This window comes from Xanthomonas arboricola pv. guizotiae, from assembly GCF_002940205.1.
GTDB lineage: Bacteria > Pseudomonadota > Gammaproteobacteria > Xanthomonadales > Xanthomonadaceae > Xanthomonas > Xanthomonas arboricola_C.
In genome coordinates this window covers 1-16,302 of record NZ_MDSK01000032.1, presented here as the reverse complement: position 1 = coordinate 16,302, position 16,302 = coordinate 1, and the positions used below count along the sequence as shown (strand labels likewise).

Sequence of the window (16,302 nt, the reverse complement as noted above, 5' to 3'; positions counted from 1 at the left end):
GTCAGGTCATTTGAGGGAAATGGTGGTGTTGACGCCGTGGCCCAGCGTTTGGTCGTCGAACCAGCGCGCGGTCACGGTCTTGGTCTGGGTGTAGAACATCACCACCTGCTTGCCGTACGGGCCCAGGTCGCCGAGCTTGGAGGCACGCGATCCGGTGAACGAGAACAGCGGCACCGGCACCGGGATCGGTACGTTGATGCCGACCTGGCCCACGTCGATGTCTTCCTGAAAACGCCGCGCCGCCGCTCCGGACTGGGTGAACAAGGCGGTGCCATTGCCATTGGGGTTGGCATTGACCAGGGCGATGGCCTCGTCCAGCGTGGCCGCCTCCAGGATCACCAGCACCGGGCCGAAGATTTCCTCGTCGTAGATGCGCATGCCCGGCCTCACCCCGGAGAAGATCGTCGGGCCGACGAAGTTGCCCTGCTCGAAGCCAGGCACGCTGGGTGCGCGCCCATCCAGCTCCAATGTGGCGCCCTGCTCGACGCCGGAGGCGATCAGCCCTTCCACGCGCGCGCGCGCCGCGCAGGAGATCAGCGGCCCGACCTCGGTGCCCGGCGCATTGCCCGCGCCCAGGGTCAGGCCCTTCGCCTTGGCCACCAGCGCCGGAACCCATTGCCGCGCCTCGCCCACCAGCACCAGCGTGGATGCCGCCATGCAGCGCTGGCCGGCCGCACCGAAGGCGGCGCCGACCATCGCATTGAGCGTCTGCTCCTGATTGGCGTCCGGCAGCACCACGGCATGATTTTTCGCACCCATCATGCATTGCACGCGCTTGCCGGCCAGCGAGGCGCGCCGATAGACGTGCGTGCCGACCCTGGTCGAGCCAACAAACGACAGCGCCTTGATGTCCGGGTGGTCGCACAAGGCGTTGACCACGTCTTCGCCACCGTGCACGACATTGAGCACGCCCTTGGGAATGCCCGCCTCCAGCGCCAGTTCCACCAGCCGCATGGTCACCATCGGGTCCTGCTCGGAAGGCTTGAGCACAAAGGTGTTGCCGGTGGCGATCGCCATCGGGAACATCCACAGCGGAATCATCGCCGGGAAGTTGAACGGGGTGATGCCCGCGCACACACCCAGCGGCTGCAGCAGGCTGTAGGTATCCACGCCGTTGGCGACGTTGTTGGCCAGCTCGCCCAGTTGCAGGTTGCCGATCGCCGCAGCGTGCTCCACCACTTCCAGCCCACGGAACACATCGCCTTCGGCATCGGCCAGGGTCTTGCCCTGCTCGGCGCTGAGCAGCGCAGCCAGTTCGGGCATGTGTTCGCGGATCAGCTGCTGGTATTTGAGGAAGATGCGCGCACGCGTGCCGATCGGGGTCTTGCGCCAACTCACGAAGGCCTGGCTGGCCGCCGCCACCGCCGCGTCCACTTCGCCGCTGGTGGCGAACGGCACCTGTGCCAGCACCGACTGATCGGCCGGGTTGACCACGTCCTGCCAATGGGTGCTGGCGGAGGTGACGAACTGGCCGTCGATCAACAGGGAAACGCGCGGGACGGAATCACTCATTGCAGGGTCGCTCGCAGAAGGTTGCTACAGATACTTCGCATTGTTCGCACCGCGACCTGGCATTCCCAGCCCGAGACTGCTTAATCGCGCTAAGCTGCCGCCACTATTTTGCGAATCTTGCAAATGCCCCAGTCGCAACTCCCGCTCCGCCACCAGCTCGGCCTGCGCCTGCAGCGGCTGCGCCAGCGCCACGGCCTGACCCAGGCGGAGCTGGCGCGCCGGCTCGGGCTGTCGCCGAGCTACCTCAACCAGATCGAGCGCAACCAGCGCCCCCTGACCCTGGCAATCCAGCAGCGGCTCAAGGCCGCGCTGGGCGACCTGGACGGCCTGCTAGACCTGGACGACCCGGCCGCGTTGGTCGAGCCGCTGGACGAATCGCTGCGCAGCCTGGGCCACAGCCTGTCGGCCGCCGAGCTGCGCGTGCTCACCGGCAACCTGCCGCAGGTGGCCCAGGCCCTGCTGGACCTGCACCGCGCCCACCAGCACCTGCTCGAACGCACCGCCGCACTGGAAATACAGATCGGCGCCGACCACGCCGCACTGCCCTCGCTGTCGCCGGGCGAGCAGGTGCGCGATTACTTCAACCGCGCGCACAACTATCTGCCGGAACTGGATGAGCGCGCCGAAGCGCTGTATGCCGAACTCGGCCTGACCTCGGACAACCTGCCGCTGCGGCTGCGCCAACGCCTGGCCGATCGCCACGGCCTGCTGGTGCAGGATGCGCCGGATCTGCACAGCGACAAGCGCAGCGTGGATACGCAGGCGCGCGTGCTGTGGCTGCCCGCGCATCTGCGCCCCGGCCAGCAGGCCTTCCAGATGGCCGCGCAACTGGCCTTGCTGGAATGCGCGCCCTTGCTCGACGCACGCATCGCCGATGCCGGCTTCGAAGATGCCGAGCGTATCGCGTTGTCGCGGATCGGGCTGTCGAACTATTTCGCCGGCGCGCTGGTGATGCCGTATGGCCAATTCCTGCGCAGCGCCCAGCGCTCGCGCTACGACATCGAATGGCTGGCCGATCGCTTCGGCGTCGGCTTCGAGGCGGTCTGCCACCGGCTCAGCACCTTGCAGCGGCGCGGCGCGGCCGGGCTGCCGATCTTCTTCATGCGGGTCGATCGTGCCGGCAATGTGTCCAAGCGGCACTCGGCCACCGACTTCCACTTCTCGCATGTCGGCGGCGCCTGCCCGCTGTGGATCGTCTATGAGGCCTTCAACCAGCCCGACCGCATCCTGACCCAGATCGCGCGCATGCCCGATGGCCGGCGCTACTTCTGGCTGGCGCGCCAGGTCAGCAGCGGCGCGCCGGGCTACGGCCGCCCGCGCAAGACCTTTGCGTTGGCGATGGGCTGCGACCTGCGCCATGCCGATCAACTGGTGTATGCGCGCGGCTGGGACCTGGACGCGGTGGACGATGCGGTGCCGATCGGCCCCGGCTGCCTGACCTGCGAACGCAACGACTGCGTGCAGCGCGCCTTTCCGGCATTGCCCCGGTTATCTGCCAACGCGCGCTAGGCCGAGACCCGGTTCCGTCGCGTCGACCAGGCAACCGTGTTTCACGGTACACGCAACTCACGCCGCAACTGTGACCAGGCAGACGCTACCGCTGCACTGCAGCATTCCAACGCGAGATAGCTCCCGCAAAATGCTTCATTGGAATGGAATGGCTTGCGCTTCTACCCTGAAGCGGACACATGCAGGACAGGGGGACGTCAAGGCGATCGACCATCGCCGCAGCGTCACGCAAACGATCAACCAGCTCCACACCGCAGCAACCGCCATGCCCGCGTTGGACACGCCAACGCGCAGCCGCGCCACAGCGCCGCACCAGCGGCCACTATTTCATTCGGTAACTTTGTCCTGGGAGGGATCAAACGATGCCCGTTCACCACACCGGCCACCCGGCCAGCCGGCGCCTGCGCCGCACCCCCGTGCGCGACGTCCTCTGCACCACCATCGCCTGCGTGCTGGCCACCGCGTTCAGTGCGCAGGCACAGGACAGCGCGCCTGCCGCGCCGCCGGCCACTGACGCCACCACCAGTGCTGCGCCGCCGGTCACGCTCGACAACATCACCGTGATCGGCCAGCGCGCCAGCCTGAACCAGGCGGTGCAGGCCAAGCAGATGTCCGATCACGTCATGGAAGTGATCTCTGCCGACAACATGGGCCAGATGCCCAACGTCACCGTGGCCGAAGCGCTGGTGCGCCTGCCCGGCGTCAACGGCACCCGCGACCGCGGCAACGAGAGCCTGGCGACCGTGCGTGGCCTTGGCCCGCGCATGACCATGGGCACCGTCAACGGGCGCGAAATCGCCTCCTCCGAGCCCAATCGCGCAGTGCGCTGGGAAGTGTTTCCCACCGAGATCGTCTCCACCGTCAAGGTCTACAAGACCCAGTCGGCGGACCTGGTCGCCGGCGGCCTTGCCGCGACGGTGGACATCTCCACCATCAGCCCGCTGGACTACACCGGCCCGGGCTTTGTCGGCACCGCCGGCCCGGTGTTCTACGACCACGCCAAGGACGTGGACGGCTATTCCCCGTGGGGCAGCCGCTTCGGTGCCAGCTGGGTGCACCACATCAACGACAACCTCGCGGTTGCACTCGGCGCCACCTACCAGAAGCAGAAGAACTCCAACTCCTCGATCGGCAGCTGGGGCTATACCGATGCCACCACCTCGCGCGATGTGGATGGCGACGGCCGCGTGGACCCGACCCCGTTCGGCGCGGCCGACCAGCTCAAGCTGACCGAGCAAACCCGCACCGGTGCGATGGGCACGGTGCAATGGCGCTCGGGCAACTTCGAATTGAAGTTCGACGGCCTGTATTCGCGTATCGAGATCGACGAGGACCAGTTGCAGAACTGGTTCAACGGCCTGGCCTACAGCACCTTCTCGACCGGCGCCAATCCGTACACCACGCCGGGCTCGTCCTACACCATCGTCGATGGCGACGTGGTGGCCGGCACGCTGGCCAACTCGAACCTGCAGGTCGACCATGTGGTCAGCCACTACAACGAGGTCAAGACGCTCACCGCCGGCGGCCTCAACGCCAAGTGGAGCGGCGATGTGTGGACGCTGGGCAGTGACCTGTCGTTCTCGCAGGCCAAGCGCGACAACACCTGGCAGGCGGTGCGCTTCGGCAGCAACCCGGACACCGTCTCGTTCGATTTCCGCCGCAGCGTCACCCCCACCATCAGCACCAGCTCGGACACGCCCGAGTGGGGCATCGCCGGCCAGACCGAGCCGCAGGGGCTGCGCGACAAGATCGCCGCGCTGGCGCTCAACGCCAGCCGCCCGGTCGATGCCGCGGCGTTCACCTCACTGGAATTCGGCGCACGCGCCGCACGCCGCGAGAAGCAGAACCGCCGCTTCATCAGCAACCAGTCCGGTTACGACCAGCCGATCTCGGCGTACCAAGGCCTGATCTATCCGGTCACCATGCCGGACTTGAACGTGCCCACGCTGACCGGCGGCAACATGGATGCCATCGCCGAGATCGGCTTCGGCGGTTTCGACCCGGCCACGCTCGACGAACAGTTGCTCGACCACTGGAACGTCAAGGAGGACGTGCGCGAAGCCTTCGCCAAGGCGGTGTTCAGCTCGCAGCTGTTCGGCACCGATGTCACCGGCAATATCGGCGTGCGCCTGGTCAACACCAAGACCACCAGCGACGGCTTCGATTCGGTCGGCACCACCGTGCAGGCCAGCAGCGACAGCAAGGAATACACCGACGTGTTGCCCAGCGCCACCGTCAACTTCCTGATCGACGATCAACGCATCCTGCGTTTTGCGGTGGCCAAGGTCATCGCACGTCCGCCGCTGGACGAGTTGCGCACCGGCCGGCGCCTGGACGACCCCAACGTCACCGTCGGCCAGCTCACCGGCAGCGGCGGCAACCCGCAGCTGGATCCGTTCAAGGCCACCCAGGTCGACCTGTCCTACGAGTGGTACTTCCACAAGGAAGCGCTGGCGGCGATTGCGGTGTATCGCAAGGAAGTGGATTCCAGCATCGGCTACCGCACCGACCGTGAGGTGATCAACGGCCTGGATTACCTGGTCAGCGCGCCGTTCAATGGCGGCGGCGGGCATATCAACGGTGTGGAACTCACCTTCCAGACGCCGTTCTACTTCATCCCGCACATGGAAAACTTCGGCGTCTACTCCAACTTCTCGCTGGTCGATTCCAACCTCAAGGAATTCTCGCCGGAAGACAACCCGCTGCCGCTGAGCGGGCTGGCACGCAAGACCGGCACCTTCGACCTGTGGTACAGCAACGGCAGCTTCGAAGCGCGCGTGGGCTACAAGTACCACAGCCCCTACACCGTGGTGTACGGCTGGAATGCGGCGCGGCTGGCACGGTTGCAGAGCGAAGGCACGGTGGATCTGAGCCTGAACTGGCAGTACAGCAAGCAGCTCGGTTTCCGCTTCCAGGCCGGCAACCTCACCAACGAACCGCTGCGCGCCTACACCGACAACAAGCCCAACCGTCTGGCCAACCAGGACGACGGCGGCTATCAGGTGTTCGGTCGCCGTTATCAGCTCGAAGCGACGTACAGGTTCTAAGCGCAGCGCGCACCACGATTGCCCGCTACGAATCGCTCAGTGCTCGACGTGTTGTCTGATCGCCTGCGCAGGTTCTGTGCAGCCACTCGATCGCTGCACACACCTGCACACCGCCGCAGCCGCTGTGTGGAATCCAATCTGTCACCTAAGTTTGGATGCTGCACAGCGGCAGCGCAGCAGCACCGCCGCCTGCGGCATGCTGTCACCCGCTCCTTGTGTTATCTGTCGAGGAATTGCATGCGCTCCACACGCCGCCTCTGGACGCCCGCGCTACTGGCGCTGGCCATCTCCACCTTCGCACACGCCGCCCCGGCCCCCGCCCCCGCCACGCTGTATCTGGGCGCGGACCTGTCCTACGTCAACGAGATGGAGGAATGCGGCGTGCAGTACCGCGAGAATGGCGTGGTCAAGGACCCGTTCGAACTGTTCCATGCGCACGGAGCCAATCTGGTGCGCGTGCGCTTGTGGAACGATGCGCGCTGGACCACGTACAGCGACCTGTCCGACGTCAAGAAAACCATCGCGCGTGCACGCGCGCAAGGCATGCAGGTGCTGCTGGACCTGCACTATTCCGACGACTGGGCCGACGGCGAAAAACAGCTGATTCCCAAGGCCTGGGCCAGCATCACCGACACCGACGAGCTGGCGCGCACGCTGTATGGCTTCACCTACGACACGCTGAGCGCACTCGACCGCGCCGGCCTGATGCCGGAGCTGGTGCAGGTAGGTAACGAAAGCAACTCCGACCTGATGGACAGCACGCCCTGGGACAAAAAACGCCCCATCAACTGGCAGCGCAACGCCAAGCTGTTCAACGCCGGCATCAAGGCGGTGCGCGATATCAGCGCACGTTCGGCGATTAAGCCGCGGGTGATGCTGCATATCGCCCAGCCGGAGAATGTGGAACCATGGTTTGCCGACGCAACCAAGGCCGGCGTCACCGACTACGATCTGATCGGCATCAGCTACTACCGCAAGTGGTCCACGCAATCGATGGCCGAGCTGGGCAAGACCATCAAGCGCCTGCGCGGCCGCTACGCTGCCGACGTGGTGGTGGTGGAAACCGCGTATCCGTGGACGCTGGACTCCGGCGACACCTCGCACAATCTGCTCGGCGAAGACTCGCTGATTCCCGGCTACCCGGCCACGCCGCAGGGCCAGTTCCGCTATCTGGTCGATCTCACCCAGCTGGTGATCGACACCGGCGGCGCCGGCGTCGTGTACTGGGAGCCGGCATGGACCAGCAGCAGCTGCAAGACGCGCTGGGGCACCGGCTCGTCGTGGGAAAACGCCAGCTTCTTCGACTTCAAGCACGGCAACGAGGTGCTGCCGGCGATCGACTTCATGCGCCACCCGTATACCGGTGTGCCTGCGTCGAGCAAACCTGACGCAAGCAAGCGTGATGCGAGCACGCCAGACAATTCTGCAGATGCCGGCAAAAGGACGCAGCCATGAGTGGCATCAATCGACGCGAATTGCTGCGCGGCATGCTGGCCAGTGGCGTGAGCGCCGCGTTGCCGGTGGGCGCAGCCGGTGCATTGGTCTCGGCGGGCGCCGCAGCGGCACCGGCTGCGCCGAAAAGCAGCGCAACAACAGCAGCGTTAGGCGATGCAGCACTGGCGCCGCGGGAGCGTCTGCTGTTCGACTTCGGGTGGCGCTTCCACTTGGGCCATGCCAGCGATGCATCGCGCGATTTCGAATTCGGCACCTTCCAGCGCACCTTCGCCAAGGCCGGCAAGGACACCGCGACCGCCGCGCAGCTGGCGTTCGACGACAGTGCCTGGCAGCAGGTGGACTTGCCGCACGACTGGGCCGTCACCCTGCCCTTCCGGCAGGAACCGATCTCGGCCACCATCACCGAGGAAGATCCGGCCGCCGCGCACGGCTACAAGCCGCTGGGCACGAGCTTTCCGGAAACCAGCGTGGGCTGGTATCGCCGCGTGCTGCAGATCCCCGCAGGCGATCTCGGCAAGCGCATCAGCCTGGTGTTCGACGGCGTGTTCCGCGACTGCATCGTGTTCTGCAACGGCCATATCGTCGGGCGCAATGCCAGCGGTTATTGCGGCTTCGAGGTCGACCTCAGCGACGTGCTCGACTATGGCAAGCCCAACCTGATCGCGGTGCGCGTGGACGCCACGCTGGGCGAAGGCTGGTTCTACGAAGGCGCCGGCATCTATCGCCATCTGTGGTTGCACAAGACCGACCCGCTGCACCTGCCGCGGGATGGCGTGTTCGTGCGCAGCACACTGCAAGGCGCCACCGCCACCGCGCAGCTGTCCACCGAGGTGCGCAACGACGGCAGCACCCCGCGCCAGTGCACGGTGCAGGCGCGCGTGACGGCGCCGGATGGACGCGTCGTCGCACAGGCAGCCAGCGCAGCGATCACCGTTGCACTCGGCCAGGTGCACCTCGTCGAACAGACCCTGCCGCTCGGCGAAGCGGCGCTATGGTCGATCGATACCCCGCAGCTCTACAGTCTGACCACCAGCGTGCACAGCGACGGCAAGACGGTCGATGCGCTGGTTACCCCGTTCGGCGTGCGCACCGCCGTCTTCGATGCGCAGCGCGGCTTCCTGTTGAACGGCGCGCCGCTCAAGCTGCACGGCACCAACAACCACCAGGACCACGCCGGCGTCGGCACCGCCATCCCCGACAGCCTGCACGCATGGCGCCTGCGCCAGCTCAAGTCGATGGGCTGCAACGCGTACCGCAGCTCGCACAATCCGGCCACGCCCGAACTGCTCGCGCTGTGCGACCGCCTCGGCATGTTCGTGATCGAGGAAACCCGCCGCATGTCCACCGACCCCGAGGCAATGGGCGAACTGGAGACGATGGTGCGGCGCGGGCGCAATCATCCCAGCGTGATCCTGTGGTCGCTCGGCAACGAAGAACCGCAGCAGGTCACCGAGCGCGGCGCGCGCATCGTCAGCCGCATGCAGCAACGCGTGCGCCAGCTCGATCCCACCCGCCCCACCACCTTCGCCATGGACAAGGGCTTTGGCGATGGCGTCGGCCAGGTCGTCGACGTGGTCGGTTTCAACTACCGCACCAGCCAGATGGATGGCTTCCACGCGCAGTATCCGCACATTCCGATCTACGGCAGCGAAACCGGCAGCACCGTGTCGGTGCGCGGCAACTACCAGCGCGACGACGCGCGCGGCTACACCCGCGCCTACGACCTGGATCACCCCTGGTGGGCCAGCACCGCCGAAGCCTGGTGGAGCTATGTCGCGCAGCGCCCGTATATCGCCGGCGGCTTCATCTGGACCGGCTTCGACTATCGCGGCGAACCCACGCCCTACAACCGCTGGCCGAATGTCGCCTCGCAGTTCGGCGTGCTCGACAGTTGCGGGTTTCCCAAGGACAACTACTGGTACTACCGCGCGCAGTGGACCAGCGAACCGGTGCTGCATCTGTTCCCGCACTGGAACTGGGACGGCCTGCTGCAGCCCGATGACAAGGGCCGCGTCCAGGTCTGGTGCCACAGCAATCTCGAAGCGGTGGAACTGCTGGTCAACGGCGTCAGCCAGGGCCTGCAGCAGGTGCCGGCCTACGGCCATGTCGAATGGCGCGTGGCCTACGCACCGGGCGTGATCGAGGCACGCGGCTATCGCGGCGGCAACTTGGTGCTCAGCGAACGCCGCGAGACGGCCGGCAAGCCGGCAGCGATCCGCCTGAGCTGCGACCGCAATGCAGTGCGCGCCGATGCCGAAGACGTGGCGGTGGTCAAGGTGGAGATCGTCGATGCGCAGGGCCGCCTGGTGCCGACCGCCGACAACCTGGTGCAGTTCGCGCTGCGCGGCCCTGCGCGGTTGATCGGCGTGGGCAACGGCGACCCCGCCAGCCATGAGGACGACAAGGCGCCGCAACGCAAGGCATTCAATGGACTGTGTGCGGCCCTGCTGCAGAGCACGCGCAGCGCCGGCAGCATCGTCTTGCAGGCCACCGCACCCGGCCTTGCCGCTGCCACCCTGCGCCTGGAGGCCGACAAGGCCAAACTGCGCGCATCGGTGGCATGACGCAGGCCGTAGCAGCGGCTGCAGTGATTATCAGGAACCATGTCGGCACCAACCGACCGCAGGACTGAGAGCCATGACCGGCTCCCGGCACAGTCAGTCGCCTGCGCCTGCGTGCGCAAGCGACAGGCGGTGGCGACACCCGCCCGGCCCACCGCCGCTAGGTCGCGCGACTGGATTGCTGGCGGGCCGGTTCACGCATCCGCGCTCCCTGCATCCGGCGCACGCGGAAAGTAGCGGCTGAGCTTTTCTTCCCACGCCTGGAACTGCTCAAGCGTGTAGGCATCCATCGGCCGCGGATCGGTGGCGACCGCCTTTTTCTGCGCGACATATGCGATGCGCTGGGACGACAGCTCGTCCCACGCCTTGCGCAGCATCACCGGATCGGGATGCGAGACCATCATCGCTTCCAGCAGCGTGGCCTGCGCCACGCGTGCGGCCAGCAGGTCGCTGAGCGCCTCGGTCACGGCCTGCATCCACTCTTGCTGTTTCTGTTCCATATCCAACCGAATCGCTTGCCTCGTGCGTCGCGCACCATAGCGCGTCATCCGGAACGACGGTGTGCAAGCACGGTTCAAGATTCAGGTCACCACATGCTGCGAACAGGTGATTTCTCTCTCGATCGCTTCGCCTGATCCACCTCATGCCCGCGACACTGCGTCACCGCAACGATGTGCTCCCGCGCGGCGCATGGCGGCGCGGGAGCGCAAGCCTCATCGCAAGCGTGAGAACGCACCGATCCCCGCGATCGCCAGCCGCTCGGCGGGCACCGCCGTTTCCGCGAACGACAGCCGCAAATAGCGGATCTGGCGGACCCCGGGAAAATTGAGGCGTTGGGTCGAGAGCGCGTAGGCGATGTTGGACAGCTCGCCGGCGCCGGCCGGCTGCCAGTGCTGACCATCTTCGCTGGTTTCGGCGCGATAGCCCTTCGGCGGCGCCGCACCGTTCATCACCGTGCGCGAGGGGGTGAGGCTGAAACCGGCAACCTGACACAGCGCACCGAGGTCGATGGTTGCCTGCGCGGGATGGCCGGGCGTCGGCGCGGGCGTGACCCAGATGGTGCTGGCATCGTCGTCCAGCAACGTGTCCGCTCCTGGCGCGCTCGCCTCGACAATGCGCCAGCCGGCGGTGGACAGCACGTCTGGCGCGTTCGCGGTCGGCCGCGCGACCGGCACGGGCGCAACGGCGCGGAACAGCGCGAATTCGCTGATCGCCGGGCACACCGGCGCCTCCAGCACGACCAGGCGCACCCGGCGTGCGGCGACCGGGCGGTCCAGCCGCACGATGCGCTGTGCACCGATGCACTGCGCTTCGGCCAGTCGCCGCCATTGCCCATCGACCTCGGCCTCGACCGCGAAACGGGTGACGCGCACGCCCAGCGGCAGGTGTTCGCGCAGCCGGATCAGATCGAAGGTTTGCACCGCCGACAATTCCAGCGTCAACGTCGGCGTGGTGACATCGTCCGGCGTGGACCAGTAGCTGTCCGGCTGGCGGTCGAGCACGCGCGCCGGCTCGAACCCGGCGCCGCGCGACGCGCTGGCGCTGGCCTTTGCGCCCTTGGCCAGATCGATGGCGAAGCTGGCGCGGATCGCATCACCAAAACTTTGCAGCACCGCCACGTCATGGTCGGGAATGCGGCCGCGTCGGTCGGGCGGAAGATTGAGGTTCATGTTGGTGCCGCGCGCGACGGAGGTGTCGAAATAGCGCACCAGATTCTCCGGGCTGCGCACCTTGCCGTCTTCGTCGGCATGGTAGAACCAGCCCGGGCGAATCGATGTATTGGTTTCGGCCGGCCACCACAGCGCCGCGCCGCGCACGCCGGAATTGCCGTTTTCCTGGGTGTAGGGGGCATTGGGCATGGTCGGCCAGGACGGATCGCCGGCGATGCCATCCTCGTTGCCGCCCCAGCGGATATCGGCGCCGAGCGGGTCGAAGGTGCAGGCCATCGGCTGGTGCCGATGCACCAACTCGATCATCCGTGGCCAGTTGTAATACGCGGGCGCATCGATCTTGCGCGATTCGCGCGCTCCACCGTAATAGCCGTCGCCGCCGTTGGCGCCGTCGAACCAGAACTCGAACAGGTCGCCATAGCTCGTGCAGAGTTCGACGATCTGCTTGCGGAAATAGTCGATATAGCCGGGGCGACCATACTCGGCGTGGTTGCGATCCCAGGGCGAGAGATAGAGCCCGAACGCCAGGCCAGCGCGTCGGCACGCCGCTGCCATCTCCCCGACGATGTCGCCCTTGCCGTTCTTGTAGGGCGAGTTGCGGATGCAATGCTCGGTCAGGCGCGTCGGCCAAAGACAAAACCCATCGTGATGCTTGGCCGTGAAAATAAGCCCTTTCAGATTGCCGGCCTTGGCAGCAGCAACAATTTGATCGGCTGAAAAATCGCTGGGATCGAACTTGCGCGGATCCTCGTCGCCGTAGCCCCATTCCTTGTCGGTGAAGGTGTTCATCGCAAAATGCACGAAGGCGTATTGCTCCCACCGATGCCAGCGCAGCTGGCGCTTGCTGGGCAGCGCACCCCACGGCGCCGGCGCGTTGACGCGCGGCGTCTGCGCGATCCTAGCCGCCGATGCGCTGAAGCTGGCGGCAGCGGCCGCCACACCCGTGGCAAGAAAAGTACGACGATCGATCATTAGCGCCTCCGTCTTTGCATAAGCATCGATCTTAGCTTTTTCCCAAGGCGAAAGAGTCCCAAAGCAACAGGCGTTTTGTGCAATGCGCCGCGCACATGCAGGCCTTTGCGCGGCGAGCGCCGAACAGCGTGCGTAGCAAGCCGGGCATGCGTCGTTTGACGGCTGATTGCCGCGCCGCACGCTGCGCTGCTGGGGCTCGTACGCCTGTATCTTGCGTGCGCGCAGCGCGTTCCGCGAACAGAACGGACAATGGCTGGCCGACGACAACCAACAAAGACCGCACGACAGCGTCGGCGGGCTAAAACCTGCCAAGTTTTGTCATCAACATTGGTCGTAGACGTCTCATTTTGGCTGGCACTGACTTGCGGGAAGTCCACAGGTCGTGGCGTAGCAGCAAGTGCTCGGGCTGCCCAGGCCACACTCTCAGGGATCAGGACGCCCAGCCGGCAGCCGTGCGCACGAACGACGATGTCGCGGATTCATCCGCTACAGCGGCGGTATGCCTTGAGCGATCCAGCAGTGGAAGTCTGAAGGCCCGGGCCCGATGGCCAATCGCCCATCTAGGGCCGGCCCCCTCGACCGCCGGCGCAAGGATTCGTCGGTGGATGAGCTTAAACTTGCGTCCGCGCCGACTTGAGCTGGCTCCTGGTTCCATCGCAACATCTGGTGCGATCCCAACTACTGGTCCACTTCGTTGCAATATCGGTTTGATCCCGTTTAGAGGGTCGTCGCAATCGCGTCGCCACAAATCACTGTGACTTGCCGCTGGCGCCCCTGATTGACCGCCACATCCCGGAAGAACATTTCTTGCAAAGCACTGACACAAAAGAGAAAACCAAGAACACCGGCGGGGCTGTAGAGCACACACCCCTCATGAAGCAATTCTTCGCCGCCAAGTCGGACTACCCCGACCTGCTGCTGTTCTTCCGCATGGGCGATTTCTACGAGCTGTTCTACGACGATGCGCGCAAGGCGGCGCGGCTGCTCGACATCACCCTGACCCAGCGCGGCAGCTCCGGCGGTGCGCCGATCCCGATGGCGGGCGTGCCGGTGCATGCCTACGAGGGCTATCTGGCGCGGCTGGTGGCCTTGGGCGAGTCGGTGGCGATCTGCGAGCAGATCGGCGACCCGGCGCTGGCCAAGGGCCTGGTCGAGCGCAAGGTGGTGCGCATCGTCACCCCCGGCACGGTCACCGACGAGGCGCTGCTGGACGAACGCCGCGACACCTTGCTGATGGCGATCTCGCGCAGCAAGCAAGGCTACGGCCTGGCCTGGGCCGATCTGGCCGGCGGGCGTTTTCTGGTCAACGAAGTGGACAGCGTGGACGCGCTGGAAGCGGAAATCGCGCGCCTGGAACCGGCCGAGCTGCTGGTGCCCGACGAAGACAACTGGCCGGAGTTCCTGCGTGGCCGCGTCGGCGTGCGGCGGCGGCCACCGTGGTTGTTCGACGCCGACAGCGGCCGGCGCCAGTTGCTGGCGTTCTTCAAGTTGCACGACCTGTCCGGCTTCGGCATCGACGACAAGCCCTGCGCTACCGCCGCCGCTGGCGCGCTGCTGGGCTATGTCGAGGAAACCCAGAAACAGCGGCTGCCGCATCTGACCTCCATCGCGATGGAAGTGGCCAGCGAGGCGATCTCGATGAACGCGGCCACGCGCCGGCATCTGGAGCTGGACACGCGCGTCGATGGCGACACCCGCAACACCTTGCTCGGGGTGCTGGACAGCACGGTCACGCCGATGGGCGGGCGCCTGCTGCGGCGTTGGCTGCACCGCCCGCTGCGCCTGCGCGAGGTGCTGGTGCAGCGCCACCACGCGGTCGGCACGCTGATCGACAGCGGCGCCGATGCCGACGTGCGCGAGGCCTTCCGCGCGCTGGGCGATCTGGAACGCATCCTCACCCGCGTGGCGCTGCGCTCGGCGCGCCCGCGCGATTTTTCCACCTTGCGCGATGGCCTGGCGCTGTTGCCGAAGGTGCGCGCGATCCTCGCACCACTGGATTCGCCGCGCCTGCAGACGCTGCATGCCGAACTCGGCGAGCACGATGCTACCGCGCACCTGTTGATCAGCGCGGTGGCGGAGCAACCGCCGCTCAAGCTCAGCGACGGTGGCGTGATCGCCACCGGCTACGACGCCGATCTGGATGAGCTGCGCCGCCTGTCCACCAATGCCGATCAATTCCTGATCGACCTGGAACAACGGGAACGCGCCAGCAGCGGCATCGCCACGCTCAAGGTCGGCTACAACCGCGTACATGGCTACTACATCGAGATCAGCAAAGGCCAGGCCGAGAAGGCCCCGCTGCACTACAGCCGCCGGCAGACGCTGACCAACGCCGAGCGCTACATCACCGAAGAACTCAAGAGCTTCGAGGACAAGGTGCTGTCGGCGCGCGAGCGCTCGTTGTCGCGCGAAAAGCTGCTGTACGAAGGCCTGCTCGACGCACTCGGCAGCGAGCTGGAAGGTCTCAAGCGTTGCGCGAGTGCATTGAGCGAACTCGACGTGCTGGCCGGATTCGCAGAACGCGCGCAGGCACTGGATTGGTCGCAGCCGGAACTGGACAGCGCCCCCTGCCTGCGCATCGAACGCGGCCGCCACCCGGTGGTGGAAGCGGTGCGCGACCAGCCGTTCGAACCCAACGATCTGGAGCTGCATGCCGACCGCCGCATGCTGGTCATCACCGGCCCGAACATGGGCGGTAAATCGACCTACATGCGCCAGAACGCCCTGATCGTGCTGCTGGCGCACATCGGCAGCTATGTGCCGGCCAGCCGCGCGGTGATCGGGCCGATCGACCGCATCCTCACCCGCATCGGCGCGGGCGACGATCTGGCGCGCGGGCAATCCACCTTCATGGTGGAAATGGCCGAAACCAGCTACATCCTGCACCACGCCACCCCGCAATCGCTGGTGCTGATGGACGAGATCGGCCGCGGCACCTCCACCTACGATGGCCTGGCGCTGGCCGATGCCGTTGCGCGCCATCTGGCGCATACCAATCGCTGCTACACGCTGTTTGCCACGCATTACTTCGAGCTCACCGCGCTGGCCGACGAGTCGCATGCCGGTGGTGCCAGCGGCATCGCCAACGTGCATCTGGATGCGGTCGAACACGGCGAGCGCCTGGTGTTCATGCATGCGGTCAAGGATGGCCCGGCCAATCGCAGCTTCGGCCTGCAGGTCGCCGCGCTCGCCGGCTTGCCCAAGGCCGCGGTGACCCAGGCGCGTCATCGCCTGGCCGAACTGGAACAACGCGGCGGCGAAAGCCATGTCGCACAAATGGCGCCGGCCGCATTGGACGCCCCGCAACAGTTCGGCCTGTTTACCGCGCCCTCGTCCGCTGCGCAGGAGGCGCTGCAGGCGCTGGACCCTGACGAGCTCACGCCCAAGCAGGCGCTGGAAGCCTTGTATCGGTTGAAGGCGTTGCTTTGAGTGCGGGGATTCGGGAATCGGGAATCGGGAATCGTAAAAGCGTAGTTGCCTGGCTCTAAGAGCGGCTAACAAAACCCAGGAAGAAGGCGTAAGCAGATGATGGAGGATGCGAGCGAAAGCAACGCCAAGTGGAGATCGATGCGACGT

8 protein-coding genes are annotated in these 16,302 nt (G+C 66.1%); 5 read left to right on the top strand and 3 right to left on the bottom strand.

Annotated elements, in window-relative coordinates:
* Positions 1-6 precede the first annotated feature (6 nt).
* Positions 7-1,512 carry a CoA-acylating methylmalonate-semialdehyde dehydrogenase gene (locus tag XarbCFBP7408_RS17205; RefSeq protein ID WP_104563990.1) on the bottom strand — a complete coding sequence of 502 codons (1,506 nt, stop codon included), beginning with the start codon at positions 1,510-1,512 and terminating at the stop codon, positions 7-9.
* A gap of 123 nt (positions 1,513-1,635) precedes the next feature.
* Here XarbCFBP7408_RS17205 and XarbCFBP7408_RS17200 point away from each other — a divergent pair, with 123 nt between their 5' ends.
* The 4 genes from XarbCFBP7408_RS17200 to galA all read left to right on the top strand — a co-directional run bounded on the left by XarbCFBP7408_RS17200 (position 1,636) and on the right by galA (position 10,087).
* The gene (locus XarbCFBP7408_RS17200) at positions 1,636-3,021 is read left to right on the top strand and encodes a short-chain fatty acyl-CoA regulator family protein (protein WP_039514026.1); all 1,386 of its coding nucleotides are present in this window, start codon (positions 1,636-1,638) and stop codon (positions 3,019-3,021) included.
* Between the two features lie 362 nt (positions 3,022-3,383).
* On the top strand, positions 3,384-6,068 hold the full coding sequence (locus XarbCFBP7408_RS17195) for a TonB-dependent receptor (protein ID WP_104563989.1): 2,685 nt from the start codon (positions 3,384-3,386) through the stop codon (positions 6,066-6,068).
* A 237-nt stretch (positions 6,069-6,305) separates the two neighbouring features.
* Entirely contained in the window at positions 6,306-7,523 is a 1,218-nt protein-coding gene (locus XarbCFBP7408_RS17190; RefSeq protein WP_104563988.1) for a glycoside hydrolase family 53 protein, read from the top strand.
* Entirely contained in the window at positions 7,520-10,087 is a 2,568-nt protein-coding gene (galA, locus tag XarbCFBP7408_RS17185; protein ID WP_104563987.1) for a beta-galactosidase GalA, read from the top strand. Before XarbCFBP7408_RS17190 ends, galA begins: the two co-directional genes overlap by 4 nt.
* A 191-nt stretch (positions 10,088-10,278) precedes the next feature.
* On the opposite strand, the gene XarbCFBP7408_RS17180 is transcribed toward galA, so the two are convergent.
* A complete protein-coding gene (locus XarbCFBP7408_RS17180; protein ID WP_104563986.1) occupies positions 10,279-10,632 on the bottom strand; it encodes a hypothetical protein in 354 nt (117 codons plus the stop codon).
* Between the two features lie 165 nt (positions 10,633-10,797).
* Positions 10,798-12,726 (bottom strand): alpha-L-fucosidase, encoded by a 1,929-nt coding sequence (locus tag XarbCFBP7408_RS17175; protein WP_104563985.1) that lies wholly within the window; start codon positions 12,724-12,726, stop codon positions 10,798-10,800.
* Positions 12,727-13,599: 873 nt separating this feature from the next.
* On the opposite strand from XarbCFBP7408_RS17175, the gene mutS reads away from it, so the two are divergent.
* The gene (gene mutS / locus XarbCFBP7408_RS17170; protein ID WP_429001407.1) at positions 13,600-16,155 is read left to right on the top strand and encodes a DNA mismatch repair protein MutS; all 2,556 of its coding nucleotides are present in this window, start codon (positions 13,600-13,602) and stop codon (positions 16,153-16,155) included.
* Positions 16,156-16,302 lie beyond the last annotated feature (147 nt).

Bases quoted from the DNA above. Each gene is read 5' to 3' on its own strand.
- XarbCFBP7408_RS17205 (WP_104563990.1), bottom strand. From the start codon at position 1,512: ATGAGTGATTCCGTCCCGCGCGTTTCCCTGTTGATCGACGGCCAGTTC.
- XarbCFBP7408_RS17200 (WP_039514026.1), top strand. From the start codon at position 1,636: ATGCCCCAGTCGCAACTCCCGCTCCGCCACCAGCTCGGCCTGCGCCTG.
- XarbCFBP7408_RS17195 (WP_104563989.1), top strand. From the start codon at position 3,384: ATGCCCGTTCACCACACCGGCCACCCGGCCAGCCGGCGCCTGCGCCGC.
- XarbCFBP7408_RS17190 (WP_104563988.1), top strand. From the start codon at position 6,306: ATGCGCTCCACACGCCGCCTCTGGACGCCCGCGCTACTGGCGCTGGCC.
- galA (WP_104563987.1), top strand. From the start codon at position 7,520: ATGAGTGGCATCAATCGACGCGAATTGCTGCGCGGCATGCTGGCCAGT.
- XarbCFBP7408_RS17180 (WP_104563986.1), bottom strand. From the start codon at position 10,632: ATGACGCGCTATGGTGCGCGACGCACGAGGCAAGCGATTCGGTTGGAT.
- XarbCFBP7408_RS17175 (WP_104563985.1), bottom strand. From the start codon at position 12,726: ATGATCGATCGTCGTACTTTTCTTGCCACGGGTGTGGCGGCCGCTGCC.
- mutS (WP_429001407.1), top strand. From the start codon at position 13,600: ATGAAGCAATTCTTCGCCGCCAAGTCGGACTACCCCGACCTGCTGCTG.